This is a genomic window from Sulfuricurvum sp. (assembly GCF_041651515.1).
Lineage (GTDB): Bacteria > Campylobacterota > Campylobacteria > Campylobacterales > Sulfurimonadaceae > Sulfuricurvum.
This window is the reverse complement of the sequence record NZ_JBAZJF010000002.1, coordinates 186591-212860: the sequence shown is the minus strand read 5'-3', so window position 1 is coordinate 212860 and position 26270 is coordinate 186591. Positions and strand designations below refer to the sequence as shown.

Annotated in this window: 27 protein-coding genes and 1 tRNA gene; 15 read left to right on the top strand and 13 right to left on the bottom strand. The window is 44.2% G+C overall.

Features of this window, described 5'->3' with window-relative positions; genetic code table 11:
* Positions 1-6: 6 nt before the first annotated feature.
* The 9 genes from WC407_RS04220 to crcB all read left to right on the top strand — a co-directional run bounded on the left by WC407_RS04220 (position 7) and on the right by crcB (position 5790).
* Positions 7-282 carry an RNA-binding protein gene (locus WC407_RS04220; protein WP_299933658.1) on the top strand — a complete coding sequence of 92 codons (276 nt, stop codon included), beginning with the start codon at positions 7-9 and terminating at the stop codon, positions 280-282.
* An 87-nt stretch (positions 283-369) separates the two neighbouring features.
* Positions 370-573, top strand: a complete 204-nt coding sequence (locus WC407_RS04215) for a phage head closure protein (protein ID WP_373021323.1) — start codon at positions 370-372, stop codon at positions 571-573.
* Between the two features lie 74 nt (positions 574-647).
* A complete protein-coding gene (locus WC407_RS04210; protein ID WP_373021322.1) occupies positions 648-1973 on the top strand; it encodes a S41 family peptidase in 1326 nt (441 codons plus the stop codon).
* A 2-nt stretch (positions 1974-1975) separates the two neighbouring features.
* Positions 1976-2686 carry a phosphoribosylaminoimidazolesuccinocarboxamide synthase gene (gene purC, locus WC407_RS04205; protein ID WP_373021321.1) on the top strand — a complete coding sequence of 237 codons (711 nt, stop codon included), beginning with the start codon at positions 1976-1978 and terminating at the stop codon, positions 2684-2686.
* Between the two features lie 2 nt (positions 2687-2688).
* Positions 2689-2931, top strand: coding sequence for a phosphoribosylformylglycinamidine synthase subunit PurS (gene purS / locus WC407_RS04200; RefSeq protein WP_373021320.1), 243 nt, complete (start codon positions 2689-2691; stop codon positions 2929-2931).
* Positions 2928-3602: a phosphoribosylformylglycinamidine synthase subunit PurQ gene (gene purQ / locus WC407_RS04195; protein ID WP_373021319.1), complete on the top strand. Its 675-nt coding sequence runs from the start codon at positions 2928-2930 to the stop codon at positions 3600-3602. Before purS ends, purQ begins: the two co-directional genes overlap by 4 nt.
* The gene (locus WC407_RS04190) at positions 3599-4759 is read left to right on the top strand and encodes a hypothetical protein (protein WP_373021318.1); all 1161 of its coding nucleotides are present in this window, start codon (positions 3599-3601) and stop codon (positions 4757-4759) included. Before purQ ends, WC407_RS04190 begins: the two co-directional genes overlap by 4 nt.
* Before the next feature lie 43 nt (positions 4760-4802).
* Complete coding sequence (locus tag WC407_RS04185; protein ID WP_373021317.1) at positions 4803-5435, top strand: lysophospholipid acyltransferase family protein; 633 nt, start codon at positions 4803-4805, stop codon at positions 5433-5435.
* Positions 5404-5790, top strand: coding sequence for a fluoride efflux transporter CrcB (gene crcB / locus WC407_RS04180; RefSeq protein ID WP_373021316.1), 387 nt, complete (start codon positions 5404-5406; stop codon positions 5788-5790). The genes WC407_RS04185 and crcB overlap by 32 nt, the downstream gene beginning before the upstream one ends.
* Here crcB and WC407_RS04175 read toward each other — a convergent pair.
* Together WC407_RS04175 and WC407_RS04170 are read right to left on the bottom strand one after the other, a co-directional pair.
* A complete protein-coding gene (locus WC407_RS04175; RefSeq protein WP_373021315.1) occupies positions 5782-6354 on the bottom strand; it encodes an ATP-binding cassette domain-containing protein in 573 nt (190 codons plus the stop codon). The two genes, crcB and WC407_RS04175, sit on opposite strands and share 9 nt — an antisense overlap.
* Positions 6351-7583, bottom strand: a complete 1233-nt coding sequence (locus WC407_RS04170) for a glutamate-5-semialdehyde dehydrogenase (protein WP_373021314.1) — start codon at positions 7581-7583, stop codon at positions 6351-6353. The genes WC407_RS04175 and WC407_RS04170 overlap by 4 nt, the downstream gene beginning before the upstream one ends.
* Before the next feature lie 182 nt (positions 7584-7765).
* Between WC407_RS04170 and fliG the strand changes: the two genes are divergently transcribed.
* Entirely contained in the window at positions 7766-8791 is a 1026-nt protein-coding gene (fliG, locus tag WC407_RS04165) for a flagellar motor switch protein FliG (protein ID WP_373021588.1), read from the top strand.
* Between the two features lie 12 nt (positions 8792-8803).
* On the opposite strand, the gene WC407_RS04160 is transcribed toward fliG, so the two are convergent.
* The 3 genes from WC407_RS04160 to WC407_RS04150 form a co-directional block, all read right to left on the bottom strand.
* Positions 8804-9853: a response regulator gene (locus WC407_RS04160; RefSeq protein WP_373021313.1), complete on the bottom strand. Its 1050-nt coding sequence runs from the start codon at positions 9851-9853 to the stop codon at positions 8804-8806.
* A 154-nt stretch (positions 9854-10007) separates the two neighbouring features.
* Positions 10008-11885, bottom strand: coding sequence for a molecular chaperone DnaK (dnaK, locus tag WC407_RS04155; RefSeq protein ID WP_373021312.1), 1878 nt, complete (start codon positions 11883-11885; stop codon positions 10008-10010).
* A gap of 108 nt (positions 11886-11993) precedes the next feature.
* The gene (locus WC407_RS04150) at positions 11994-12533 is read right to left on the bottom strand and encodes a nucleotide exchange factor GrpE (RefSeq protein WP_373021311.1); all 540 of its coding nucleotides are present in this window, start codon (positions 12531-12533) and stop codon (positions 11994-11996) included.
* Between the two features lie 165 nt (positions 12534-12698).
* On the opposite strand from WC407_RS04150, the gene WC407_RS04145 reads away from it, so the two are divergent.
* Genes WC407_RS04145 through WC407_RS04135 form a run of 3 tightly spaced genes read left to right on the top strand, consistent with a single transcriptional unit; the run spans position 12699 to position 16900 of the window.
* On the top strand, positions 12699-14102 hold the full coding sequence (locus WC407_RS04145; RefSeq protein ID WP_373021310.1) for a DASS family sodium-coupled anion symporter: 1404 nt from the start codon (positions 12699-12701) through the stop codon (positions 14100-14102).
* Positions 14099-15355, top strand: coding sequence for a hypothetical protein (locus WC407_RS04140; RefSeq protein ID WP_373021309.1), 1257 nt, complete (start codon positions 14099-14101; stop codon positions 15353-15355). Before WC407_RS04145 ends, WC407_RS04140 begins: the two co-directional genes overlap by 4 nt.
* Positions 15356-15403: 48 nt before the next feature.
* A complete protein-coding gene (locus tag WC407_RS04135; RefSeq protein WP_373021308.1) occupies positions 15404-16900 on the top strand; it encodes a SagB/ThcOx family dehydrogenase in 1497 nt (498 codons plus the stop codon).
* Between the two features lie 5 nt (positions 16901-16905).
* On the opposite strand, the gene WC407_RS04130 is transcribed toward WC407_RS04135, so the two are convergent.
* The 7 genes from WC407_RS04130 to glmM form a co-directional block, all read right to left on the bottom strand.
* Positions 16906-17484 carry a ComF family protein gene (locus WC407_RS04130; protein WP_373021307.1) on the bottom strand — a complete coding sequence of 193 codons (579 nt, stop codon included), beginning with the start codon at positions 17482-17484 and terminating at the stop codon, positions 16906-16908.
* Between the two features lies 1 nt (position 17485).
* Positions 17486-19276 carry a translation elongation factor 4 gene (gene lepA / locus WC407_RS04125; protein WP_373021306.1) on the bottom strand — a complete coding sequence of 597 codons (1791 nt, stop codon included), beginning with the start codon at positions 19274-19276 and terminating at the stop codon, positions 17486-17488.
* A 343-nt stretch (positions 19277-19619) separates the two neighbouring features.
* Positions 19620-20150: a translation initiation factor IF-3 gene (infC, locus tag WC407_RS04120; protein WP_373021305.1), complete on the bottom strand. Its 531-nt coding sequence runs from the start codon at positions 20148-20150 to the stop codon at positions 19620-19622.
* Positions 20147-21955: a threonine--tRNA ligase gene (thrS, locus tag WC407_RS04115; protein WP_373021304.1), complete on the bottom strand. Its 1809-nt coding sequence runs from the start codon at positions 21953-21955 to the stop codon at positions 20147-20149. Before thrS ends, infC begins: the two co-directional genes overlap by 4 nt.
* A 109-nt stretch (positions 21956-22064) precedes the next feature.
* A tRNA-Val gene (locus WC407_RS04110) sits at positions 22065-22140 on the bottom strand.
* A 54-nt stretch (positions 22141-22194) separates the two neighbouring features.
* Positions 22195-22638, bottom strand: coding sequence for a signal peptidase II (gene lspA, locus WC407_RS04105; protein ID WP_373021303.1), 444 nt, complete (start codon positions 22636-22638; stop codon positions 22195-22197).
* On the bottom strand, positions 22631-23971 hold the full coding sequence (glmM, locus tag WC407_RS04100; protein WP_373021302.1) for a phosphoglucosamine mutase: 1341 nt from the start codon (positions 23969-23971) through the stop codon (positions 22631-22633). The genes lspA and glmM overlap by 8 nt, the downstream gene beginning before the upstream one ends.
* Before the next feature lie 127 nt (positions 23972-24098).
* Between glmM and rpsT the strand changes: the two genes are divergently transcribed.
* Positions 24099-24365 (top strand): 30S ribosomal protein S20, encoded by a 267-nt coding sequence (gene rpsT, locus WC407_RS04095; RefSeq protein WP_373021301.1) that lies wholly within the window; start codon positions 24099-24101, stop codon positions 24363-24365.
* Between the two features lie 82 nt (positions 24366-24447).
* Positions 24448-25515 carry a peptide chain release factor 1 gene (gene prfA / locus WC407_RS04090; protein ID WP_373021300.1) on the top strand — a complete coding sequence of 356 codons (1068 nt, stop codon included), beginning with the start codon at positions 24448-24450 and terminating at the stop codon, positions 25513-25515.
* Here prfA and dapF read toward each other — a convergent pair.
* Entirely contained in the window at positions 25510-26259 is a 750-nt protein-coding gene (dapF, locus tag WC407_RS04085; RefSeq protein WP_373021299.1) for a diaminopimelate epimerase, read from the bottom strand. The genes prfA and dapF overlap by 6 nt on opposite strands.
* Positions 26260-26270 lie beyond the last annotated feature (11 nt).

Below are 26270 nucleotides of genomic sequence, written 5' to 3'. Positions count from 1 at the left end.
TACAATGTGACACAAATTTATGTCGGGAATATTCCCTACGGCAAAGACGAAAACGATCTTAAAGATCTTTTCGGACAATACGGTGAAGTTAGTTCAGTTAAATTCGTAAACGACAAAGAAACGGGTCGTTTCCGTGGTTTTGGTTTCGTAGAAATGGCAAACCAAGACGAAGCTAACAAAGCAATCACAGCCCTTGAAGGTAACGATTTCGGCGGACGTACACTTCGTGTTAATGAAGCTCGTCCACGCGCTCCACGCCCTCCGCGCAACGATCGCTGGTAAGCACCTCCGAAGCTCTATAACAGAGCTTCGTTTCTCCATTTTTCACCCTTTTCTTCTGCCATATTTTTTCATAAAAGAGCTATACACGTGACATACACATTAAGCGATGAAACCATTGAACTTTACAAATTACTCAAACTCCTTGATCTAGTGGATACCGGAGGTCAAGCCAAGATGCTTATCGAACAAGAACAGGTAAAACGAAACGGTGAGATTGAAACCCGGAAAAGGGCAAAAATCACTAAAGGAGAACAGATACAAATCGGAGATGTCGTTATTAACGTCATCTGAATATTGTTATTTAATGGAGTTTTGACTATAATTGCTGATCTTATATATGGCTCACAAAGAGGTTTGATAAACTCATGAAAAACACAAAAATGATGGTAGTCGGTTTTATCAGCGCGCTCTCCATCAGCGTCGCTCTTTCTACCTCTCTCCTTGCTAAAAACAATACCAAAGCCGAACCGGCAGAAGTCTCTGCAGAAGCTTCGCGCCTACAATCACTTGCCAAATTTACCAAAGTTCTAGGTATTGTTGAACAATACAATGTTGATGGCCTCACCATCGATCAGCTCATTGACAAATCACTTCAGGGGATGCTCTCCAATCTTGATGCCCACTCCACTTACCTTGATAAAAAAAGCTATGATTCTTTAAAATCCCAAACGGACGGAGAGTTCGGCGGATTAGGGATCACCGTAGGAATGCGGGATAATGCCCTGACGGTTATTGCCCCTATCGAGGGGACACCAGCGGATAAAGCAGGAATGAAAGCGGGAGATATTATTCTTAAAATCAATGATCAATCCACCCTTAGCATGACCATCGATGATGCCGTTGCTATTATGCGGGGTGCTCCTAAAACGCCAATAGACCTTACTATCGTCCGCAAAGGGACAGCCGACCCGATCAAATTTCATATCGTTCGTGAAATTATCACTGTCGATTCGGTCTACAGCCGCACTATCAGCAACAATATCCTCTATATACGTGTGACAAGCTTCGATAAAAAAGTAGCCAGCGGCGTCAAAGCGGCCATCAAAAAGAATGCCGCTAAAAGTAAAGGAATTATCCTTGACCTGCGCAACAATCCCGGTGGTTTGCTCGATCAAGCCGTTGAATTAACCGATTTATTTGTAGATGAGGGAATTATCGTCTCTCAAAAAGGGCGTGATAAAGCCGATGATGTCACCTACAAAGCGACTAAAAGTACTACTGTTACCGATCTTCCTCTTGTCGTACTGGTAAATGAAGGTTCAGCAAGCGCCTCTGAGATTGTCAGCGGAGCGCTCCAAGACCTCAAACGAGGTGTTATCGTAGGGGAAAAAACCTTCGGCAAAGGGTCCGTTCAAGTCGTTATGCCGATTACCGAAACCGAAGCGATTAAACTCACCGTTGCTCGTTATTACCTTCCAAGCGGAAGAACTATTCAGGCCGTCGGTGTCTCTCCGGATATTCAAGTTACTTCAGGAGAGGTAAAAAATCACGACAAGCAATTCAATATCAAAGAATCCGATCTTAAAAAACACCTTGAAAGTGAACTTGAAAAAGCAGATGGCATGATTGATGTCACCGAAGCAAATGCCACCAATAAAACCACCATCACCGCCGAACAGCTGGACCAAGACATTCAGCTTAAAGAGGGTGTCGATATCATTAAAGCACTTATCATAGTCAAAGGAAAATAATTATGGAAAAACGCGATTTAATGTATGAGGGGAAGGCTAAACGCCTTTTTACAACGGACGATCCAAATCTGGTTATCTCTGAATTCAAAGATGATTTGACCGCGTTCAATGGAGCTAAAAAAGATAGCGAAGCAGGAAAAGGTGCCCTTAACAATAAAATCTCTTCGGAGCTCTTTAAGATGTTGGCCCGAGAAGGGGTTGAGTCTCACTTTGTCGAGATGATGGATGATACCCATATGCTCTGCAAAAAAGTGGACATTATCCTCATTGAAGTGATCGTTCGTAATATTGCAACCGGAAGTCTTAGCAAAAACCTCGGTATCGCTGATGGTACCGTTCTTCCGTTTACCTTAGTCGAGTTTGATTATAAGAACGATGCATTGGGCGATCCGAAGCTCAACGACCAGCACTGCTTGATCCTTAACCTCGTTAAAAATGAAGCGGAACTCGATCAACTCCGTGCCATGGCACGCAAGATAAATGATATTTTACGACCTTATTTCCACAAAAAAGGGCTTAATTTAGTCGATTTCAAACTGGAATTCGGCCGTGACCAAGAGGGGAAAATCATTCTTGCCGATGAGATCAGTCCTGATAACTGCCGTTTCTGGGATTTAGCGACAGGTGAGAAAATGGACAAAGACCGTTTCCGTCAAGGGATGGGGGGACTCAAAGTCGCCTATGAAGAAGTATTAAATAGAATATTGGGGTAGTTATGAAAGCAATCGTTAATGTATTTTTGAAAAACGGAGTTTTGGACTCTCAAGGCAAAGCTGTTCTGCATGCCCTCAGCGGCCACGGATTCGGTACCGTAAATGACGTACGTGTCGGCAAACAGATCATCATCGAAATGGATGAATCGGATGCGGCAAAAGCAAAAGAAAAAGTCGCGCATATGTGTGAAGAGCTCCTTGCCAATACCGTTATCGAAGAGTACACCATCGAGATTCAAGCATGAAAGTCGGCATTATCCAATTTCCCGGAACCAACTGTGAGTACGATACGCAGCATGCATTCGCCTCTTTAGGATGCGATACGGAGATTCTTTGGCATAAAAACGACACAATTTCTGAGGGGATAGATCTCGTCGTTGTGCCTGGGGGATTTAGCTACGGCGATTACCTGCGTAGCGGAGCTATTGCCAAAATGTCCCCGCTTATGAAGGCCCTCAAGCTCTACGCCGATAACGGCGGTAAAGTATTGGGAATTTGTAACGGTTTTCAAGTACTGACCGAAATGGGGCTCCTTCCGGGTGCGCTCAAACGTAACGAAGGGCTCCATTTCATTTCCCGCCACCATCACCTCAAAGTGATCAGCACAAACAATGAGTTTTTGCGTCTTTATACAAAAAATGCTCTCCTTAATATTCCCATTGCCCACCACGACGGTAATTTTTATATCGATGAGCAAGGGCTTGCAGAGCTATATGCCAATGATCAGGTTCTTTTGAAATATACCGATGAGAACGGTGAGATCGATAATCCGAACGGTTCAGTGGACAGCATCGCCGGTATTTGCAATAAAAGCAAAAACGTATTTGGATTGATGCCGCACCCTGAACGGGCGATGGAATCATTATTGGGCTCCGACGATGGATGTCGTATGCTAGAGGGCTTTTTACACGCTTGAAAAAGATAACTTTATTCTTATTGCTTTTTTTCTCTGCCCTGTTAGCAGAACCTTCGGTATTAACCGAGCCCGCAACTCCGGTTCAAGAAGCCCCCGTAAGCGAACCCCAAGCAAACAGTGCTGAAGAACCCGCTTCCAATATTGCTACACTCTTTTCCAGCGTCAACTCCGGTCTTACCATGCAATTCAATAATCTCCCGAGCCACCCTTATATTGGTGAAATTATTGCCGTAACCGTTAAACTTACTCCGGTTGACGTGGCATCGGGAAATATTGAATATTCTCTTCAAAATGAACAAGGAATGCGGATTTTCAGTGAAACTCCCCGCCGCAGTGTTAAAGAAGACGGAGTATATGACACCTTTTATTTTCTTGTTCAATCTAGCGATGTTCGCCTTCCTGATATTACCGCGACCATTACCTCTACAGGAGCCTCATCAGATGCTCTAATCGGTACTGCGTTGGTGGCATCTGCATTGACGCCTCCTTCAAACTATGCAAATGTTTTGGCCGATAAGTTTACTATTCTAAACTACAAAACAACGGCCTATGATCAAGACAATAATATCGTTATTTTCACCGTCAAAGCATCTCGATGTAACATCGGTAATTTTTCACTTTCCAATGCAATAAAACAAGGGTTTGAGTCCAAACTTCCCAATGTCGGCGAATCTCAAATGACCTATTATGCTATCATTCCCAATAGCGAACAGTCACTTACTTTTTCGTACTTTAATCTTCAAAAACAGCGCTATGAATCACTCGCAATTCCCATTGTTGTCGATGATGATACGGTATCAACCCAAAGTGATCTCTCTCCGACGGATGAGCGCCATACCGGATTAAAAGTGGGGGGTTCAGCCGTAGTAGGATCTATTTTAATCGGTCTATATTATTGGAGACGCCAAAAATACTATCTCATAGCTTCCATATTTCCGATGTTTTATGTCGTATTTGCCCTTTTACCGAATCAGCAAATCTGTGTCAAAAAAGATGCTCCTGTCTATTTATTGCCGATGAATCACGGTACCGTTTTTGAAATGACCACCGAAGAAGAGCATTTGGAAGCAGAAAAAGAGGTGGGAGATTTTATCAAGGTTCATCTCAATGAAAATAAAGTGGGATGGATAAACAAACGTGATCTTTGCTCGCATTAAATGGCTTTATGCCGTAATCGTAATCTTTACGGGGATGGCGCTTATGATAGCGATTTTTTACCTCGTTCCCAATCCCTATGCGCAAAAAATAAGTGCATGGTTTATCCGTATCCTTGTTTTTCTCCCTGTTCGTGTTAAGGGAACTCCCGATCCCGATGCACAGATGTTTTTGCTTAACCATCAAAGCGACATCGATATCGGAATTATGGAGACAATCACTTCGCATGACTTAGCCTGGGTCGCCAAAAAAGAGCTCTTCAATATCCCTTTTTTCGGTTTGGTGTTAAAGCTTCCCAAAGATATTCCGCTTGAACGAGAAAGTAAAACCGCATTGATAAAGCTCATAAAAGAGTGTAAAGAGCGGATTGATCAAGGACGGGTTATAACCATCTTTCCGGAGGGAACCCGTACCGAAACAGGGAAAATGAAACCGTTTAAGGCGGGGGCAAAAATTGTTGCCGACAAATATTCCCTCAAAGTTCAACCGGTCGTTTTTATTGAAACCGCATACCATTTCAGTAACAAGCGCAAAGATTTCCATCCCGGAACGGTTAGCGCCATCTATCTTGATTCGTTTGTTGCCGATAAAAGTGATCCGTTATGGCTCGAAAATCTCCAAATTACCATGCAAAAGGTTTATGATGATGAGTTGGCAAACCATCCTCGCTATCGGTAGCGGCGCTTTTTTAGGAGCCGTGCTTCGTGCCTATATGAACGGTGTCGTGAATCACCATTTCCCGCATACCCTCCCATTCGGTACAATGTCTGTCAATCTGCTTGGCAGTTTTATTATCGGTGCACTGCTCGCTTATTTTAGCTACACAACTTTCTTTAGTGTTCACATGAAATCATTTCTAACTACCGGGTTTTTGGGTGGACTTACCACCTACTCTACTTTTGCGATGGAGACTTTTTTATTGCTCAGCGGAGGACATCTGCTCATGGCTGTTGCCAATATGGCACTCAATACCTTTGGTACGATAGCAATGGCAGCTTCAGGGTATTATCTATTTAAAAATTGGTTAGCGTAAAAGAATTACTTCATCAGCGCACCATTGCGCTAGATTCTGATCATGAGTTATCAGTAATACACCCATCCCCTCTAAATGTTCTACAATCAGTTTCATAATATCCAGCTGATTAAGATTGTCCAATGCCGAAGTCGGTTCATCGAGCAATAACACCTTAGGCTTCATAAGTAAAGCTCTTAGAATCGAACATCGTTGCAACTGCCCTCCGGAAAGCTTGTGCGGTAAGGTATCGAGATGAATCTCTTCTAGCCCCATCTGAGCCAGTAATATCTCATACCCATCCATCGATGCCACATCGTATATTTGTTCACGGATCGTGTAGGTGGGGTGAAAAGAGCTGTAAGGATCTTGAAATACCTGTGAGAGCTTCTCATGGGTGATTGATCCGCTCTGATGTTTTAACCGCCCTAATATCAATTCAAACAAGGTTGATTTTCCGACGCCGCTTCTCCCGACAATCGCTTTAATCTCCCCCTCGGCTAACGCTAAAGAAAAATTATCAAATATAGAGATATTTTTAGTATATCTAAAAGATATATTTTTAATATCCAATATAGGTTTCAACGAATTTGTCCTTTGCCATACACTTTATATTTGTAGGTGGTTAGCCCCTCAACTCCCATCGGTCCGCGTGCGTGGAGTTTGTTCGTACTGATCCCTACTTCTGCACCGAAACCGAACGCTCCGCCGTCAGTAAAACGGGTAGAGGCATTAACATAGACGCACGCTGAGTCAATCGCATCCAAAAAGCGTTCTGCGGTCGTAATATTTTCGGTAATGATCGACTCTGAGTGTCCCGAACCGAATCGGACGATATGATTGATCGCCCCTTCTACTCCGTCAACCACACGAATATTAAGAATGTTGGCTAAATACTCCGTATCGAAATCTTCCTCCGTAGCTTCAGCTACCTCAATGATCTGACGAGTTAGAACACACCCTTTTAAAACGGTCTTCTCACGGTCAAATACTTCTTTAAAGAGGGGTAAAACATCTTGTGCAATAGCCCCGTCAACCAATAAAGTCTCTATAGCGTTACATGCCGAAGGGCGTTGGACTTTTGCATTAACGGCAATTTGAAGCGCTTCGTCGATTTTTGCATTGACATCGATGTACAAATGACACTGCCCTTTATCGTGTTTTACTACCGGAACGGTCGCATTTTGGCTCACAAATCGAATCAACGCTTCTCCCCCGCGAGGGACAATCAGATCCACATAATGATCCATCTTGATAAGTTTTGCTACCCCCTCGCGAGTCGCGTCAGGCAACAAAGCGATCAATTCTTTAGGAAGATGGTTACGGATCAATACCTGTTGTAAGATATCGGCGATGATGTGATTGGACGCTTCCGCCTCTTTTCCCCCTTTGAGGACGCAGCCATTAGAACTTTTAAAACACAATGCCGCCGTATCGGAAGTAACATTCGGACGGGACTCATAAATAATTCCGATCATCCCGATAGGGATACTCACTTTCTCGATCTTGAGTCCTGTTTCGGTGACCCATCCCTCGATCACTTTACCGATCGGATCTTTCAATGCGGCGATTTCCTCAATCGCTACCGCCATCGTATCGATCCGTTTTTCATCCAGCATAAGGCGATCTTTGAGAGAAGAGGCCAGATTCTCCACTTCGGCACGCTTCATATCAATGGCATTAGCTTCGATAATATTCATCGTATTGGCACGAAGCGCTTCGGCCATCTCACGCAAAATTCGGTTACGTTCATTTCCGCTCAGTGTCGCTAAAACACGGCTGGCCGCTTTGGCTTTTTCTAAAAACTGTTCCATAATTGACAATCCTTCTATTCTAAAAAAATTATACCAAACATACCCTGATGTGACACATTCAAAAATTATTCTCCTAAATAGATTACCGTGTCGAAGACAAGGGAGCGACTGGTATACTTGTCAGATTAAATAGATTGACCATGAGTCTGCTCCTAATGACTCTAAAACATCAGGAGTATAGGATGAATCTGAATCAGACGCAGCAAGCTAATTTTGATGAAATGGGGATGGCAGAGAAGATTGCTATCCTCTTAATGCAGCTGGGTGAAGATACCACCGCCGGTATTTTTTCACGAATGAACGTCGAATCCATCACCCAAATATCCAAACATATTGCCAATAATCGTTCCATCGAAAAAAATGTCGGTGCCGCCGTTTTGGAAGAATTTTACGCCATTATCCAATCCAATCAATACATCAACAGCGGTGGAATGGAGTATGCTCGTGAGCTGCTTTATAAAGCATTAGGGGCTGACGAAGCTAAAAGGGTGATGGATCGCCTCTCTAAATCTATGCACAGCACACAAAATTTTGCCTATTTGTCAAAAATAAAACCTCAGCAGCTCGCCGACTTTATTACGACCGAACATCCCCAAACTATTGCCCTTATTCTTGCACACATGGATCCATCTGCAGCAGCCGAAACCCTCTATATCTTTTCGGATGAATTACGTGCCGAAGTAGCGATGCGTATGGCCAAACTCGGAGATATCTCTCCGGCTATTATCAAGCGGGTAAGTGCGGTTCTGGAATCCAAACTCGAATCACTTGCCAGCTATAAAGTCGAAGTGGGCGGTCCTAGGTCGGTGGCGGATGTGTTCAATCGCTTGGGCGCAAAAGTATCCAAAGCAACCTTGACCCAAATTGAGCAGCTCGATCAAGAACTTGCCGCATCGATCAAAGAGATGATGTTTACCTTCGAAGATATTGTCGATTTGGACGGTAACGGTATTCGCGAAATTCTCAAATCGGTCGATAAAAACGATCTGATGCTCGCCCTCAAAAGTGCCCCCGAAGAGCTCAAAGAAAAATTTTACGCCAATATGTCCCAACGGGCCAAAGATGCCTTTATCGAAGAGATGCAATTCTTGGGTGCGGTTAAAGTCAAAGAGATCGATGCTGCGCAACGGAAAATCGTCGATGCCGTACAAGCTTTGGCAGAACAGGGTGTCTTACAACTGGGTGAATCGGAAGAGATGGTGGAGTAATTATTGATCCAATCAAAGATACGCTCTAATATCTTGCAGTAATCTCTCTAGCTGGACCTTGTACTGGTCGAAAAGGCTAAAGTAGCTCTGTTCATGTGTGTCACTCAGTGCTAGTTTCATATTTGAAGCAATTTCCCCGAGTGGGTGCGCCCCGATGTTTTCAGTTACACCGATAATATCAAGAAGGTATGCATCAGCATCGTGAAGATTGTGTGAGCGTAAAAGTTTCCCTAACGTATCCGAAGAATTGCCATAGTCGGTAATGAACTCGGATAAGATTTCACGGTAAAAATCCTCATCTCCTCCACACGTTTGAAGCCCTTTATCTGTATCAAAAATTTTTGTCCTTTTAGCTTCTACAGGCTCATCTTTATCCGTTTCTTTACCGGTATAGGCATAGATGATTTTATAGAGGGATTCCATTCTCAGAGGTTTTTCCAGCTGTTCAGACATCCCCGCATTTTTCATTTTTTGTATGTCATCAGATGCAGTGTCTCCACTAAGTGCTACTACTAAAATATCGTCGTACTTAGGATTTGCTCGAATAATGCGTGTTGCTTCAAAACCATCCACTCTTGGCATGTGTGCATCCATTAAAATCATTAAAAAATTGGTGTCATGCTCAAGTATATCCAGAGCTTCTTGACCATCATTGGCCAAAACCAGCTCGATACCGCTTCCGGCTAAAAGACCCACAAGAACTTTTTGGTTGATGATGTTATCTTCTGCCACCAATATTCTCTCACCTGCGAATTCAGAAAAATTTTGTTTTGTTATTTTTCCATGCTCCGGCACGAATCGTTTTGGGATTGTCTTGTCACTTTTTCTTCTATTCGTTAAGTCTTTGAGGGTATCTTCAGAAGTTGGTATTTTTGGTTCTTCTTTTATCTCCTGAACTACTTTTACCTTCTCTTGAATGGCGACTTCCGGTATTTCATTTTTTTCCGGTTTATCAATAGGAGTTTGTAGGGTTGAGCGGCTTTTGAAAATGAAGTAAAAAATTAAAAAGGCTACTACTATGGCTCCGGTGACTATAATTATTTGTTGAAATTCATTAACCATTAGATACTCTTTTTTTCTTTAATCATATAACATTTTCTTAAAAAAAACAATATTTGTTTTTCCGAAAATAGTTTTATCATTGATGCAATAAACGTGAGGAAAAGGAAGTAAAGCAAGAGGTGGATTCCCGCAAAAGCGGGAATGAGGGTGAAAATTACTCGATTTCAGCGTCGATGACGTCGTCATCTTTTTTCGCCGATGAAGAAGCAGCTTCACCGCCTTCATTTTGTTTGTACATTTGCTCTGCCATTTTGTGGCTCGCATCTGCCAATTTTTTCGTAGCGGTTTCGATCTCTTCTTTAGAAGCATCGGTGTTTTTGAGTACCGCTTTGAGTTCTTCGAGAGCGGTTTCAATCGTTGCTTTTTCCGTTGCATCGATTTTATCACCCATCTCTTCGAGAGATTTTTCGGTTTGATTTGCCAACGCATCCGCTTGGTTGCGAAGATCTACGATCTCTTTGCGTTTTGCATCTTCAGCTTTGTGGTTTTCTGCGTCTTGAACCATTTTATTGATCTCTTCTTCGCTCAACCCGCTTGACCCAGTGATTTTGATCTCTTGGGTTTTGCCTGTCCCTTTGTCACTAGCAGAAACGGTCAAGATACCATTCGCATCGATATCAAAGGTTACTTCGATTTGAGGTACACCGCGACGTGCCGATGGGATGCCTGTTAGTTCGAACAATCCGAGTGCTTTGTTATCACGGGCGAACTCACGCTCACCTTGACCGACGCTGATGCTAACCGCAGGTTGGTTGTCTTCCGCTGTTGAGAAGATTTGTGATTTTTTCACCGGGATAGTCGTCCCTTTTTCGATGATTTTTGTCATAACACCGCCAAGCGTTTCGATCCCGAGTGACAATGGTGTAACGTCAAGGAGAAGTACGTCTTTAACGTCTCCGCGCAGAACCCCACCTTGGATTGCCGCACCGGCTGCTACAACCTCATCCGGATTTACCCCTTTATTGAGGGTTTTTCCGCCAAACTCATCCGAAACCATTTTTTGTGCGATCGGAAGACGTGTTGATCCACCGACCATGATAACTTCGTTGATTTCGTTGTTACTCATCCCTGCATCTTTCATCGCAGTTTTGATGTGAGAAATCGTCTCTTTTACAAGAGTATCGATCATCCCCTCGAATTTAGCGCGAGTGAGTTTAACAACCAAGTGTTTTGGACCAGAAGCATCTGCGGTGATAAACGGAAGATTGATCTCTGTCTCTTCGGCAGAAGAGAGCTCTTTTTTCGCATTTTCAGCTGCGTCTTTGAGACGTTGAAGAGCCATTTTGTCCGCTTTGAGATCGATCCCGTGGTCAGATTTGAATTCAGATGCGAGGAAATCAACAATTTTATTATCGAAGTCATCCCCTCCGAGGAACGCATTACCGTCTGTTGAAAGAACTTCAAACGTTCCCTCGCTGATTTCAAGAACCGTAACGTCGAACGTTCCGCCTCCTAGATCGTAAACGAGAACTTTTTCATCCCCTTTTGAATCCAAACCGTAAGCAAGAGCAGACGCCGTCGGCTCATTGATGATACGAAGGACGTTAAGACCTGCGATGGTTCCCGCCTCTTTGGTCGCTTTACGTTGTGCATCATTGAAATACGCAGGTACTGTAATAACTGCATCAGTTACCGCTTGACCCAAGTAAGACTCTGCATCCGCTTTCAATTTAGAAAGAATTTTTGCCGAGATCTCTTGAGGCGTATACACTTTACCCGCTACGTCAACCGCAGCCATACCGTTTTTATCGACGATTTTATAGGTAACTTTGTCGTGTGCCTCTTTCGCTTTTTCTTCGTTCATCATGAGACCCATGATACGTTTAACTGAATAGATCGTTTTGTCCGGATTTGTGATCGCTTGACGTTTCGCCGGATCACCTACAAGGATTTCACCTTTGTCGGTAAACGCTACAACCGATGGAGTGGTGTTTTTACCCTCTTTGTTCGGGATAATTTTTGCTTCACCGCCTTCATAGACCGCAACACATGAGTTTGTAGTTCCTAAATCGATACCAATAACTTTTGACATAATATATTCCTTTGTTTTTATTTTATTTTGATACGTGACAGGAGCAAAGCCCCTATCACTACGTTAACACTGGGTTTACTTCGGCAGTAAGCCCAAATGCAATCTATATTAATTCGCTATTACGACCATTGCATCGCGCAATGTTCGCTCTTTATATCGAAACCCTTTTTGAAAAGTGTTTACGATTGCCCCGCTTTCATGATCCGGGCTGTCCACACGCTGAACCGCGTTGTGAATATCCGGATTAAACGGCTCATTCTCATCTACCGGAGTTACCCCGTGTTTTTCGAGAACGCTTAAGAGCTGTTTCATCGTGAGTTCAACACCCTCTTTGAGCTTTTCAAGCAAAACATTTGCATCTGCTTCGATAGCCGTTGCGCCGATTGCCATAGAAAGAGAATCGACCACGGGAATCAAATCTTTCGCAAATTTTTCGTTTGCGTACTCAAGCGCTTGATATTTCTCACGCTCAAGACGTTTTTTGATATTGTCGAAATCGGCATGCACGCGAGCATACTTGTCTTTAAAAGACGCCAATTCGGCTTGTATAGTTTCTAATTCATTCATGCTCTCAGCAACTGCTTCCTCACCCTCTTGCAGAGCAGGTTGTTCGTCGCTGATTACTTCTTCATTTACTTCGTTAGACATAAGTTTATACGACTCCTTTTTTGAAATCCGGCGTTATTATAATACATTGAGTCAACTATTGTCAAGTGGTATATGATTATTTTTATGAAGAATAGTTGAGTCTATTCATATCAAGTCTATATACCGACCTAAAATGCTATAATAAGCACAAAAAAAGGGGGGGCAATGTCACTAAGAGTAAAACAACTTTATCCTATAGTATTGCTGGGTATTTTTGCACTGATCTTGTGGTTTATCCCCCCACCTCTCGCCATCACTCCTAAAGCATGGCAACTTTTTACTATTTTCCTAACAACTATTATAGCTATATTAGGTAACGTACTGCCAATCATTGCCGCATCGGTCATTGCACTGGCGCTCAGCGTTTCATTTGGTGTGATCGAACCCGCAAAAGCATATGCGGGATTTTCAGAGAGTTTTATCCTCCTAATCGTAGCCGCTTTTTTAGTCTCTCATGCAGTTCACAAATCGGGTTTGGGCAAACGATTATCTCTGCATATTATCCGCCGGTTCGGCCATTCCACTCTTGGTCTGGGATACAGTCTTATCGCTACTGATATTCTGATAGCCCCCGCGTTTCCGAGTAATACGGCCCGTTCCGGTGTTCTCTATCCGATCGTCTATGGCCTCGCCCATGATTGCGGTTCCAAAACAGGAGACGGAACACACAAAAGAGCCGGAAGCTATCTGATGATGACCTCGATGGCAGGACTGACGATCTCGTCGGGGCTATGGCTCACGGCCATGGCGGTCAATCCTATCGGCGCTAAAATCGCCGAAACGATGGGAATTCACATCACGTTCGGTTCGTGGCTTGTGTATGCTCTCCTTCCAACCCTCGTAGCCTTTATTCTGATACCGTGGGTGTTGTTTCACATCTATCCCCCTGAGCTCAAAGCAACGCCCGATGCACCTAAAATGGCACGTGAAGCACTCGTTACGATGGGGCGGATCAGCCGAAATGAGTGGATTACGGGAACCGTATTTTTAGGAATGCTGATCCTCTGGTCGCTATCGGGGATATTTCCTATCGACAAAGCGGCCGTCGCCTTCGGAGGGCTTGGAATATTAATGGCCTCCAAAGTGTTTGGCATCGACGATTTTAAAACTCAAGGCGAAGCGCTCAGTACCCTTATCTGGTTTGCGATTCTCTTTGCACTGAGCACACAGCTCGCCGAAATGGGATTTATGGGAGCTGTTGCCAACCATTTCACACTCTATCTGGTCGGTTTGTCGTGGGGGTGGGTGTATCTTCTGCTGGTAGTTGTTTATGTCCTGATTCACTATCTCTTTGTTTCCCAAAGTGCCCATTTGCTTGCCCTTTTTGGAATTTTTTTAGGTATCGGAATCGCATCCGGTGTTCCCGGAGAATTGATGGCGATGATGTTGCTCTTCGCGACCAACTTCAATGCTGCGATAACCCCTCAGGGCTCTTCATGCAATGCTATTTATCTCAGCTCCGGCTACATTAGCGCCCGTGATATTTATATCTACGGCGGAAGTATAACCTTGCTCAATCTTATTATCTTTTTAGCAATCGGTACTCCATGGATACTCGCCCTTTCATGAAATTCTTCACCTATAAAAAATTTCATCAAACAGTAGGGGGAAAAATCACCATTGCCCTGCTCTGCTTTTTTCTCGCTGTTTCTCTTCTCCTTACCCCATGGGGAAATTTGGCACTGAAACCTCTGATACAGAAGCGACTCACTGCTCTGAGCGCAACAGAGATTACCGTCCAAGAACTGCGTTTAGGTTTCAACAAGTTTCATATCGTCTGCACAGACAGCGCGTCCAATATACTGAGTGCACACGGTGGATTTTCATTGCTCACCTTACGGATGTATGGCCATTATGACCTTCTATTCACTAAAGCTTCACTCGGGGCTAATCCCTTGCCCTTCACATGGAAAACCTCTGGGGCTTTAAGCGGTGGAATCGCGGCATTTGATATCATAGGACGGGCCATACTCGGACGCGGCGAAATACACTACCTATTAGAATTACATCGTTTTAATCTCTCAATTATAGATCTAAAAATAGATAGCGTCCCCTTAGTACCGTTCATTCGCCTAATGCACTATCCGGCTGATAACGATACGACCCTATATGGGAAGCTTCATCTCAGCGGAATCGATAAACGGGACATTAAGGGGCAGCTCTCGCTCAAAACCCGTACAGAACATTTTACCCCTACGCAGTTCCTCTCTGACGACTCGAATGAAAGTTTGAATCTTAAAAAGCTTTTAGCCGACGAAAGCGGGATTGTCTCCCCTTTTAAAATTGATCTTACCGCCAATATCTTTTTGAACGAAGCGGGAGTTATAGAACAATTTGTAGGGATACCGTTACACGGAGAAGCCGATCTTTCCGGATTTATCCAAGGAGATGAAAAACATCTCATCCTCCATGCTCACAGTACTCTCTCTGATAGCAATACCCATAGTACTCTAACGATCAACGATCTAGAACCCTCACACCTAAGCCTCCATATACAACATGCTGATATCGGCTCGCTCTTTCACTTTTTGACCCTTCCCGCTCCTTTGGAAGGAAAACTCAATGCAGATGCCGATCTGACACCAAAAGGGGGATTAATTACCCTCTCTTTGGCTAATACGCGTACCGTCCCTAAAGTCTTGAGAGACGATTACAATCTCACCCAACCGGCAACCCGTTTTAATGCCTCTCTTAGCGCAAATCTAAGCGATATAGAGGTCCACTACAAAGGGTTATTCAAATCCGATTTAACTCGCATGGAGATTGATAACACCACCACTCACGATCAAATGCTTCGAGAACTTTTAAGATCAATCCGATAGAGAGTTTTACAAGGGGAGATTCAACCCTTTTAACGGACAATCCTCTCTATGGAACATATGAATATTGCACTCGATTACCATAACCGTACCAAACATCGACCCAAGCACTATGCCGCGAGTCTAGGATATATGGACTGGGCGGCACAGCCCGATCCTTTTCGTCGATACGAGGGGGCATCTCTTATTGCCTTGCCCTTCTCTGATATTACTCCCCCCTACCATTTGCTGTTTAAATCTCATGTTCTTCCTAAAGCACCTTTATGCATGGAATCACTTTCGCAACTCTTACGCTACGCACTCGGACTTGCCGCTATAAAAAGCCACGGCGGATCGCAATGGGCACTGCGTTGCAACGCTTCAAGCGGTAATCTCCACCCTACAGAGTGTTATCTTATCGCTCCGGGGATGGATGGCATCAGTCCGAAGGCCACCCTCTCTCACTATACCCCCAAAGAGCATGCACTTGAAGTGCTCCATACTTACAACGAACCGTTACATGAAGGAACTTTTTTAATTGCCCTTAGCTCTGTCATCTGGAGGGAAGGATGGAAATACGGTGAACGCTCCTGGCGATATTGCCAGCTCGATGCGGGACATGCATATCAATCGATCCGAATCTCTGCGGCAATGCTGGGTTGGGAGTGTGAAATACTCAGCGTCAATACCGAAGAAATCGCGCGTCTCTGCGGCCTCAATCAGGATGAACGTTTCGATCCTTCTGAAAGGGAGAGTCCGGATCTTCTGATTAAAATCGGCACCGGTTCAGGATTCCCCCTCCCGCTTACCCCCATCTTGCACAGCAGTGCAAACCGTCTTAGTCACTCTCACCATGAATGGCCCATCTTGGAAACGATTGATAACGCAACACAAGGGATATATCCCCTTACCATACCGCTCGCCCATTCACGCCGTATACCCGAACCCTCCAATAATAGCGGGGAGATCATTCTAAAACGGCGAAGCGCCCAGATGATGGACGGCTCTTTTATTTCTGAAATTCAATTTCGTCAAATCCTTGATGCGTCACTCTTTTGCAAAGAGGCCAGTGATGTCCATTTTATGCTGTTCGTACATCGGGTAGAGGGGCTTGAAAAGGGGCTATACGCTTACATCCGCCGTGCAGAGGATTTAGCTGATTTACGTGATGCTATGGATGAGACATTTATATGGAAAGAGTTCGGTGAAGGGCTTTATCTGCTCCGCCCGGGTGATTATCGGGGTGCAGCGCAGATGATCTCGTGCAATCAGGAAATTGCCAAAGAGGGGGCATTTAGTTTCGGGATGCTCTGCCGTTTCAGCTCGCCGCTGGAAGAGAGGGGGGCAATCGGCTACAAAAACCTCTACCATCAGTGCGGTGCGATCGGACAGATGCTCTATCTCGAAGCGACCTCTCTCAGGCTGAGTGCCACAGGGATAGGGTGCTTTTTGGACGATGAGTTTCATACCCTATTGGGTTTACGCGATCAACGTTTTCAGTCACTGTACCATTTTACAATCGGTAGAGCGATTGTAGATACACGCATTACGACCGTACAGCCTTACTAAAGCTTTTATTTTGTTTCGGCATCCGAAAGGGTAAGGCAAAGGATCACTCGCTTCCCGTACATCTGAAGTGTTTCGGTAGCTTCGGTGAGGGTAAGTCCGGTCGTAACGATATCATCCACCAAAATCACCTCCTCCTCGCGAAATGGTACATAGCTAAATTGCCGAGGATTACAAAGTCGTTCTTCGACACTTTTGCCCGCATACTTATAACGCGTTGATGCTCTCAGTTTTCCGTAATAGGGGCTAATATTCGGCGTTTTTAATGCGCGGTTGAGTAATGCCGTATGCGAATATCCGTGATGCGCATGATCATCAATCCCGAGTGAAGCAACCTTACCTTCATACTTCCATTCGCGTGCAAACGCTCTAAATGACAGTTTTGCCAATATGGAGTAAATATAATATCCGATATCGGTATGCTTAGTAAGAAGCAACGGTTCAATCTCGTTGTAGGGATAAAAGGAGTAGACAGGTACGTTTCCGAGGATTTTTCGTTTATGGAGGGAGGGGGTAAGTATTTGTTCTTGGCACGAAGGGCAGATATGCGAGAGAAGGCTAAACCGCTCGCACATCATACAGCGCATATCAATCCATTTTGAGGACGGACATAAATGCCTCTTGGGGAAGCTGAACTTTCCCGATTGCTTTCATCCGTTTTTTACCCTCTTTTTGTTTGTCGAGGAGTTTGCGTTTACGGGAGATATCCCCGCCGTAACATTTCGCGGTAACATTTTTACCCATTGACTTAACCGTTTCGCGGGCAATAACACGATTTCCGATACTCGCCTGAATCGCCACTTCAAAAAGCTGACGAGGGACAATCTCTTTCATATTCGTAACCAACGCACGTCCGCGCATATCGGCAGAGGTTCGCGGGACGATAACACTGAGGGCATCGACGACATCTCCCGCGACACGAACATCAAGTTTAACCAAATCTCCCTGACGAAATTCGATAGGATCGTAATCGAAACTCGCGTACCCTTTTGAGGTTGATTTGAGTTTATCGTAAAAATCGACAACGATTTCGTTCATCGGCATGACGTAGATGAGCATTACGCGCGTCTCATTGAGATACTCCATCTTCTCTTGCATTCCCCGTTTGTTGGTCAAAAGAGTGATCACATTCCCCAAATAATCGGTCGGAACGATCACCGTTGCGCGAACATACGGCTCTTCGATTTTCTCAATACTTTGCGGTTCCGGTAATTCACTCGGATTTTGTACCTCCACCATCGTTCCATCAGTCTTATAAACTTTGTAGATAACAGACGGTGCCGTAGCGATCAAATCAAGATTAAATTCCCGCTCCAACCGCTCTTTAACCACTTCCATATGGAGCATTCCCAAAAACCCGACACGAAAGCCAAACCCAAGAGCAATAGAAGTTTCCGGCTCATAACTGAGGCTACTGTCGTTGAGTTTCAGTTTATCAAGCGCATCACGCACCGCTTCAAACTCATCGGTATCGATTGGATACAATCCTGCAAATACAAACGGTTTGGCAGGAGCGTATTCACCTACCGGCTCTTTCGTAGGGTTTCGAGCATCGGTGATCGTATCACCGACTCGGATAGACCCCACCTCTTTGACGCCCAAGATGACAATCCCGATCTCTCCGGCTTTAATGCTTTGCGTTTTTTGGCGGCGCAGCGGATGGGGATACATCAGCTCCAACACTTGATGGTTTTCATCATTGTGCATCAGTTTAATCATTTGCCCCATCTTGATCTCACCGTCAAATACCCGTACAAGAGCCATTGCCCCTTGGTATGTATCAAACCACGAATCGTAAATAATTGCTTTAGTCGTAGCCTGCGGGTCTCCGTTGGGTGCGGGGATACGGTCTACGATCGCATCGATGAGAGTTCGGATACCTACTCCCGTTTTTGCCGAAATCATTATCGCATCGGTTGCATCGATCCCGATCGTTGTTTCAATCTCTTCTGCAACCCGTTCCGGTTCAGCGGCCGGAAGATCGATTTTATTAATAACAGGGATAAGGGTTAAATTATTTTCCATCGCCATATAAACATTGGCAATCGTTTGCGCTTCCACCCCTTGTGCCGCATCCACGATCAACAGTGCGCCATCCGATGATGCGAGCGATTTAGAGACCTCGTAACTGAAATCGACGTGGCCCGGAGTGTCGATCAGGTTGAGAATATAATGTTTCCCGTCTTTAACGTAATCGAGCCGGACGCTTTGCGCTTTGATCGTAATTCCGCGCTCTTGTTCGATGTCCATCGTATCCATCATCTGTTTACTCAGCTCACGATCACTAACCGCTCCGCACTCTTGGATAATACGGTCTGCTAAGGTACTTTTGCCGTGGTCAATATGGGCGATGATTGAAAAGTTGCGAATGTTATCCATTAGGTTTTATTGCTCATTTATTTTAATTAGTAAAATTATAGCAGAACGCTGCTTAGGAGGTATGAAAAGGTTTATTAATTTTAAATAGATGTTCTTATCATGGCGGAGTTTCTAAGCCTGCCACTTTTTAGCACCGAGGAGAAAACAACCCAGCTCTAACTAAAATAAAAACCAAAAAAATCCTTAAAAGAGGAACAGGACCCCATTCCCGCATAACAAAAAAGAGGCAAGACTTTATCTGCAACACTTTTTCATACTCTATAAAAAGATACCAAACTGTTTCAAGATGAGTTAGATTAGGATATCTCATGCCGAAGCACGAGAGGAAGAAAGGATAGAAAAATTATTTTTTATCGTCTTTTTTCGGAAGAATCATCATGTTGCAATAACGCCCTTCCATTTGCGGAGCTTTATACATCATACCGATATCTTCAACCATCGGCCATACACGCTGCAAAACAGCTGCAGCAGCTTCAGGGTGCGCCATCTCACGTCCGCGTAAGAATACACGAAAGTGGACATGTTTCCCCTCTTCGAGAAATTCGCGCGCATGCTTGACCTTGTAGCTGACATCGTTTTCCGCAATTTTGACCGAAAGTTTGATCTCTTTGACCTCTACTTTCGTCTGCTTTTTACGTGCCTCTTTTTTCTTCTTCTCTTCTTGATAATGAAACTTGCCGTAGTCCATAATTTTCGCTACCGGAGGCTTTGCATCCGGAGAGATCAACACTAGGTCAAGTCCCATCTCATTGGCTTTATCCATTGCTTCTTTAATCGAAACGACACCTAGCGCTTCGCCACCATCGACAACACATCGTACCTCAGGAACCCGGATCTCTTCATTCATCTGGACTCGGTCTTGTTTTTTAATCAAAAATGTACCTCATTAATTTTTTCTTTAACTAAGCCAAGAAATTGTTCTTCGCTTAGGTTGTATTGTTCACGCTTACGTCGATCACGTACCGCAACACTTTTAGCGCTTACCTCTTCATCACCGAGAACGATGATCATTGGAACACGCCCTTTTTCTGCCGTCCGGATCCGTTTATTCAGACTGTCATTTTTATCAAAAATTTCATAGTCTGCACCCAGATCCATCAGTTTATCTCCCAACTCACGGGCATACGCGACGTGAGATTCTGCAATCGGAACGATTGCAACCTGCGTCGGAGCGATAAACATCGGAAATTCCCCAGCATAATGCTCCGTCAATATACCAACAAATCGCTCAAATGAACCTAAAATTGCACGGTGAATCATCACCGGCTGAATTTTAACGTTCTCTTCGCCATTGTATTCGAGCTCAAAACGCTCCGGAAGATTGAAATCGAGCTGGATAGTACCGCACTGCCATTCACGTCCGATGGCATCGGTAATCTTGATGTCGATTTTAGGACCGTAAAACGCTCCGCCCCCCTCATCGATCTCATAGGCGAGGTTATGTTTGTCCATCGCATTTTTCAATGCATTGGTCGAAATCTCCCATACTGCGTCATCTCCGACCGCTTTTTCAGGCTTAGTGGAAATCATCATTTTATAGTTAAACTCGAAGGTAGACATAATTTTATCGACAAAATCGACCACTTCGATAATCTGCTCTTCGATCTGATCGGCAGTACAGAAAATGTGGGCATCGTCCTGAGTAAATTCACGGACACGGAACAACCCGTGAAGCGCTCCCGTCATCTCATGACGGTGAACAACCCCGTATTCAAAATATTTTAGCGGCAAATCACGATATGAATGCAAATCGTGTTCATAAACTTTGATATGACCGACACAGTTCATCGGTTTAACCCCGAACTCAATCTCATCAATATTGGTGAAATACATGTTTTCACCGTAGTTTTGATAATGGCCACTCACTTTCCACAAATCGCTTCGTAGCATCTCAGGGCCACGTACCGGCTCATATCCGCGCTTGCGGTGTGCTTTAAACAGCAACTGTTCCAAACGTGAACGCATTCTTGCCCCCGCAGGGAGCCAGATCGGGAATCCCGCACCGACCTCTTCACGGAAGGTGAAGAGTTTCATCTCGGCACCTATTTTGCGGTGATCTCGTTTTTCGGCTTCTGCCATCATCTCCAAATAGGCTTTTAACGATTCCTTGTCCGCAAACGCAATCCCATAGATACGAGTTAACATCTCATTTTTGCTGTCACCACCCAAATAAGCACCCGATATTTTGGTCAGCTTGAAATAGCGTAACAATCCGACACTCGGCAAATGAGGCCCGCGACAAAGGTCTTCGAAGTTACCTTGTTTATAAATCGTAACCGTGTCATCTGGAATCCGATCCATAACCGCTTGCTTCAAATGATCGTTTGCAAATTTTGCACGCGCTTCGTCTTTCGTGATCTCATAACGTTCGATTTTTTCTTTGCCTTTGGCAATATCGAGCATTTTTTTCTCGATCGTCTTTAAATCTTCTTCGCCGATCGTTTCATTCACTTTGAAATCGTAGTAGAACCCCTCTTTTACCGTAGGCCCGACAAAAAATTTTGCATCGGTATAGAGTGCTTTGATCGCTTCAGCGAGAAGGTGCGCACATGAGTGACGAATCACTTCGAGAGCATCGACTGAGTTGTCATACGCGATCTCTTGACCGCTGATACCGAGAGCCTCGGCTGTTTGTAAATCGATTATTTGATCGTTGTGTTTGATCGCAATAATATCCATAGAATATGCCTCGTATGAGAAAATATCGCGGATTATACGGTAATATTGATTGATTTAGGATTAAACGAATACTTGATGATAATTATTTTCAAGGAATTTAATAAAGAAATGGTGGTCCCAACAGGACTCGAACCTGTGACCACTACCTTGTCGAGGTAGTGCTCTACCAACTGAGCTATAAGACCATCAATAAGTTAATGCAAGAACGAAATTATAGCCGCACGGAAGTTAAAAGTCACTTAACCCTTGCACGACTGCGGACGAAAATTTAAAACCATCAACCAAAGGACGGCAAAATCAATCATCACATCGGCAAAATTAAATACGGCAAAATTAAATCCGTAATGCCAATAGACATAATCAACCACCCCACCGTGTATAAAACGGTCATAGACATTCGATAGCCCCGCCCCAACCATTATCCCTACCGGAAAAAGATAACACGCTTTTTTTAGCCACAGCGTATATACAACTACACCGCTCAGAAGAGCAAGCTGAATCCATTTCAAGGACTCTGCCAAAAAAGCAAACATCGAAAAGGCTACCCCTTTGTTATATACCAAAATCAGATCAATGCAACTTGTATACGCTCGAAACCCTTCAATAAAAAGAGATTTAATGGTCTGATCAATGATAAAAATACCCGTAACCGCCAATAACAAGACGACTATTGACTTAACCATTTAACGCCTTTTCAAAAAATTGTACTAAATGTTCCATCGCTTTTTCCATCACTTTGGCATCTTTTCCCTCCAAAAGGAGTCGAAGTTTGTTTTCCGTACCAGAATAGCGGATCAAATGACGCATATGTTCACGTTCAATCTTTGCGAGTTCTTCGCTTAAACCCTCAATTTGATCGAGCGGTTTTTTGATTTTAACTTTTATATTGACTAATTTTTGAGGATAGAGTTTAAACGGACGGAGCACTTTACTCGCTTTTTGACCTGTCGTAAGTAATAACGCCAAGATTTGAAGTGCGCTCACCAATCCATCACCCGTTTTAGCGTAGTCGTGCAAAATAATATGACCGCTTTGCTCTCCACCGAAATTGATCCCCTTCTCCCGCATCACTTCCAACACGTATTTATCCCCGACGTTGGAGCGGAAAAGTTTAAGGCTGTTCTCATTCATCGTATCTTCAAGCGCTTGATTACTCATTACGGTAGCAACAATTCCACCCCCTTTGAGCTGGCCATTTTTATTTAAAAAGAGGCCCAGTGCTCCGAGAATCTGGTCGCCATCGACTTCATCCCCTTTTTCGTCCACAACGATCAAACGATCAGCATCCCCATCAAGTGCCAAACCAATATCGGCACGGTACTGTTTCACCGCCTCGCGTAAATCTTTGGTATGAAGAGCTCCGCACCCCTCGTTGATATTAAACCCATTGGGTTTATCATGTAAAACAATTACTTCGGCACCCAGTTCTTCCAGTACCGTTGGACCGACTTTATATCCAGCCCCGTTAGCCGTATCTAATACGATACGTAACCCTTGCAGTGTCAATTCACGGCTAAAAGAATTTTTGAGTTGCACAATATAACGACCGATAACATCATCGATCCGTTTGGCTGAACCTATTTTTCTCCCCGTAACCTGTCCCTCTTCGAGACGGACGTTATCCTTAGCAATCGTTTCAATTTGGGATTCAATATCTTCGGATAGCTTATTTCCTTGGGCATCAAAAAATTTAATTCCGTTGTCTTCAAATGGGTTGTGGCTTGCCGAAATCATAATCCCCGCATCACATCTCATATTCAACGTCAAAAATGCAATCGCCGGAGTCGGCATAGGACCGATCTCTATAACATCATAACCCACTGCCGTCAGACCGCTTACAATCGCATTTTCGATCATGTAGCCGCTTTTACGGGTATCTTTACCAAGTAAAATCTTTTTCGTTCGTGCATGGGCACTAAAATAAATTCCTGCTGCCATTGCTACACGCATTGCCAATTCTGCCGTTAAAAAAGAGCCCGCTTCACCGCGAACACCGTCTGTTCCAAAGAGTTTCATTGTTTAATATTTCCTTTTTTACCATCATTTTGGATTTTTCGAGGGATAATCCATAAAGTTTAACTTAATTTTAATTATCTTTAAGGTAACATTCTACCCTAAAAAAAATTCGACAAGGATAAATGCCATGGCAAACCATAAGTCAGCATTGAAACGTATCCGTCAGACTGAAAAGCGCACAGAGCGCAACCGGTTTTATCGTACGCGTATTAAAAATATCGTTAAAGCAGTCCGCACCGCAGTAGATGCAGGTAATAAAGAAGAAGCGCAAGCAGCTCTTGTTATCGCTAATGCCAACCTTCACAAATATGTTAGCAAAGGTGTCTTGAAAAAAGAGTCAGCTGCTCGTAAAGTTAGCCGTCTTCACCTCGCTGTTAACGCTATATCAGCCTAATCACTAAAAATTACGTCAAAAGGAATACGTTCCTTCTGGCTTACCCCTTTTCTCCCAACGCCTTTCTTTAGGAATTACAACTATGTTATCCGACAAGCTCACCCCTTTTATTAACCGTTACAACGAATTGACCGAACTTCTTAGTTCTCCCGATATTGGTTCCGATATCAAACGGATGACCGATCTCTCCAAAGAGCAATCTGCGATTCAAGCCATTGTAACCAAAGCAACCGAATACAAAAAACTTCTCGATGATATCGAAGAGAACAAATCGCTCGCATTTGATGCTGAACTCGGAGAACTCGCAAAAGAGGAACTTCGCTCTCTTGAACCGATGGTAGCACCTCTCGAAGAAGAGATCAAAAAGCTCCTTATCCCGGCTGATCCTAACGATAAGCGTAACATTTATATCGAACTCCGTGCCGGAACAGGCGGGGATGAAGCGGCAATTTTTGTCGGTGATTTGTTCAACGCCTATGTCCGTTATGCGGACGTTAAGGGTTGGAAAATCGAATTGATGAGTTCTAGCCCTTCCGACGCGGGAGGATATAAAGAGATTATTGCCCTCATCAAAGGGGAGCAGGTTTATTCACGACTCAAATTCGAAGCAGGAACACACCGTGTACAACGTGTCCCTGCAACAGAATCTCAAGGACGGGTTCATACCTCAGCCATTACCGTTGCTGTAATGCCCGAAGTCGATGATGTCGAGATCAACATCAATGAAAGTGATCTCAAAATTGACGTTATGCGCTCATCAGGATGCGGCGGGCAAAGTGTCAATACGACCGATTCGGCAGTTCGTATTACCCATATTCCCAGTGGAATCGTAGTAAATAATCAAGATGAAAAATCACAGCATAAAAACAAAGACAAAGCGATGAAAATCCTCAAAGCGCGTTTGTATGAAATGCAGATCCAAGAGGCTAAAGAAAAAGAGATGAACGAGCGTAAAGAGCAGGTAGGAACGGGAGACCGTAGTGGTCGTATCCGTACTTACAACTACCCTCAAAACCGTATCTCCGATCATCGCATTACCCTTACCCTCTATCGTCTCGAAGAGATCATGCAGGGGGGATTGATGGATGATATTATCGATCCGCTTATCGCTGATGCTCAGGCACAGATTATGGAGAGAGCGGGATTATAATCGCCAAAGGGTCTCAAAAACCCCTTTGACTTCCCCTTTGAACGTAATCACACCCTCTTCCAGCCCTAAATAAAGTGTTTCTCCACTTTTGGGAAATACCCTTGTTTTATCTTCCACCATTTTCTCTTGAACTGCACGATAAAAACTTGCTGCCATCCCCGTTCCACATGCCAATGTCTCATCCTCAACGCCCCGCTCATAGGTACGGACGCGAAGCGTACCATCAGGATTTACACTGGCGATGTTCACATTCGCATTATAGCGGTGACGCAGAGTACGCGCCAACTCGATATCAAAATGGTCGATATCACTATCAAAGGTGATCAGATGGGGTACTCCCGTGTCGATTAGCCACCACTTCATTCCATTTTCCATAATCTCTTGATTGACAATCACGGGAGGGGTCAAGTCGCTTTGAACCATAGCACCCTCTACCTGAGCTTTAATTACCCCAGCACCCGTCAAAAATACCATTCGTTTGGGAGCCAATCCAAAACGATACGCATAATGAGCACAGGCACGGCTTCCGTTCCCGCACATTGAGGCGGTTGAACCGTCGGCGTTATAGAACTCCCACTCGAAATCATGTTCTTCGTGAGGAATAAGAACGATTAAACCATCGGCACCGATGCCGTTTTGGCGATCACAAAGCAAGCGTGCCAATTCAGAACGATCGACTTTTTCAAAGGCGTGAAAAATGACAAAATCATTTCCGCTGGCACAGTATTTTGCGATTTGAAGCATGGGTAATCCTT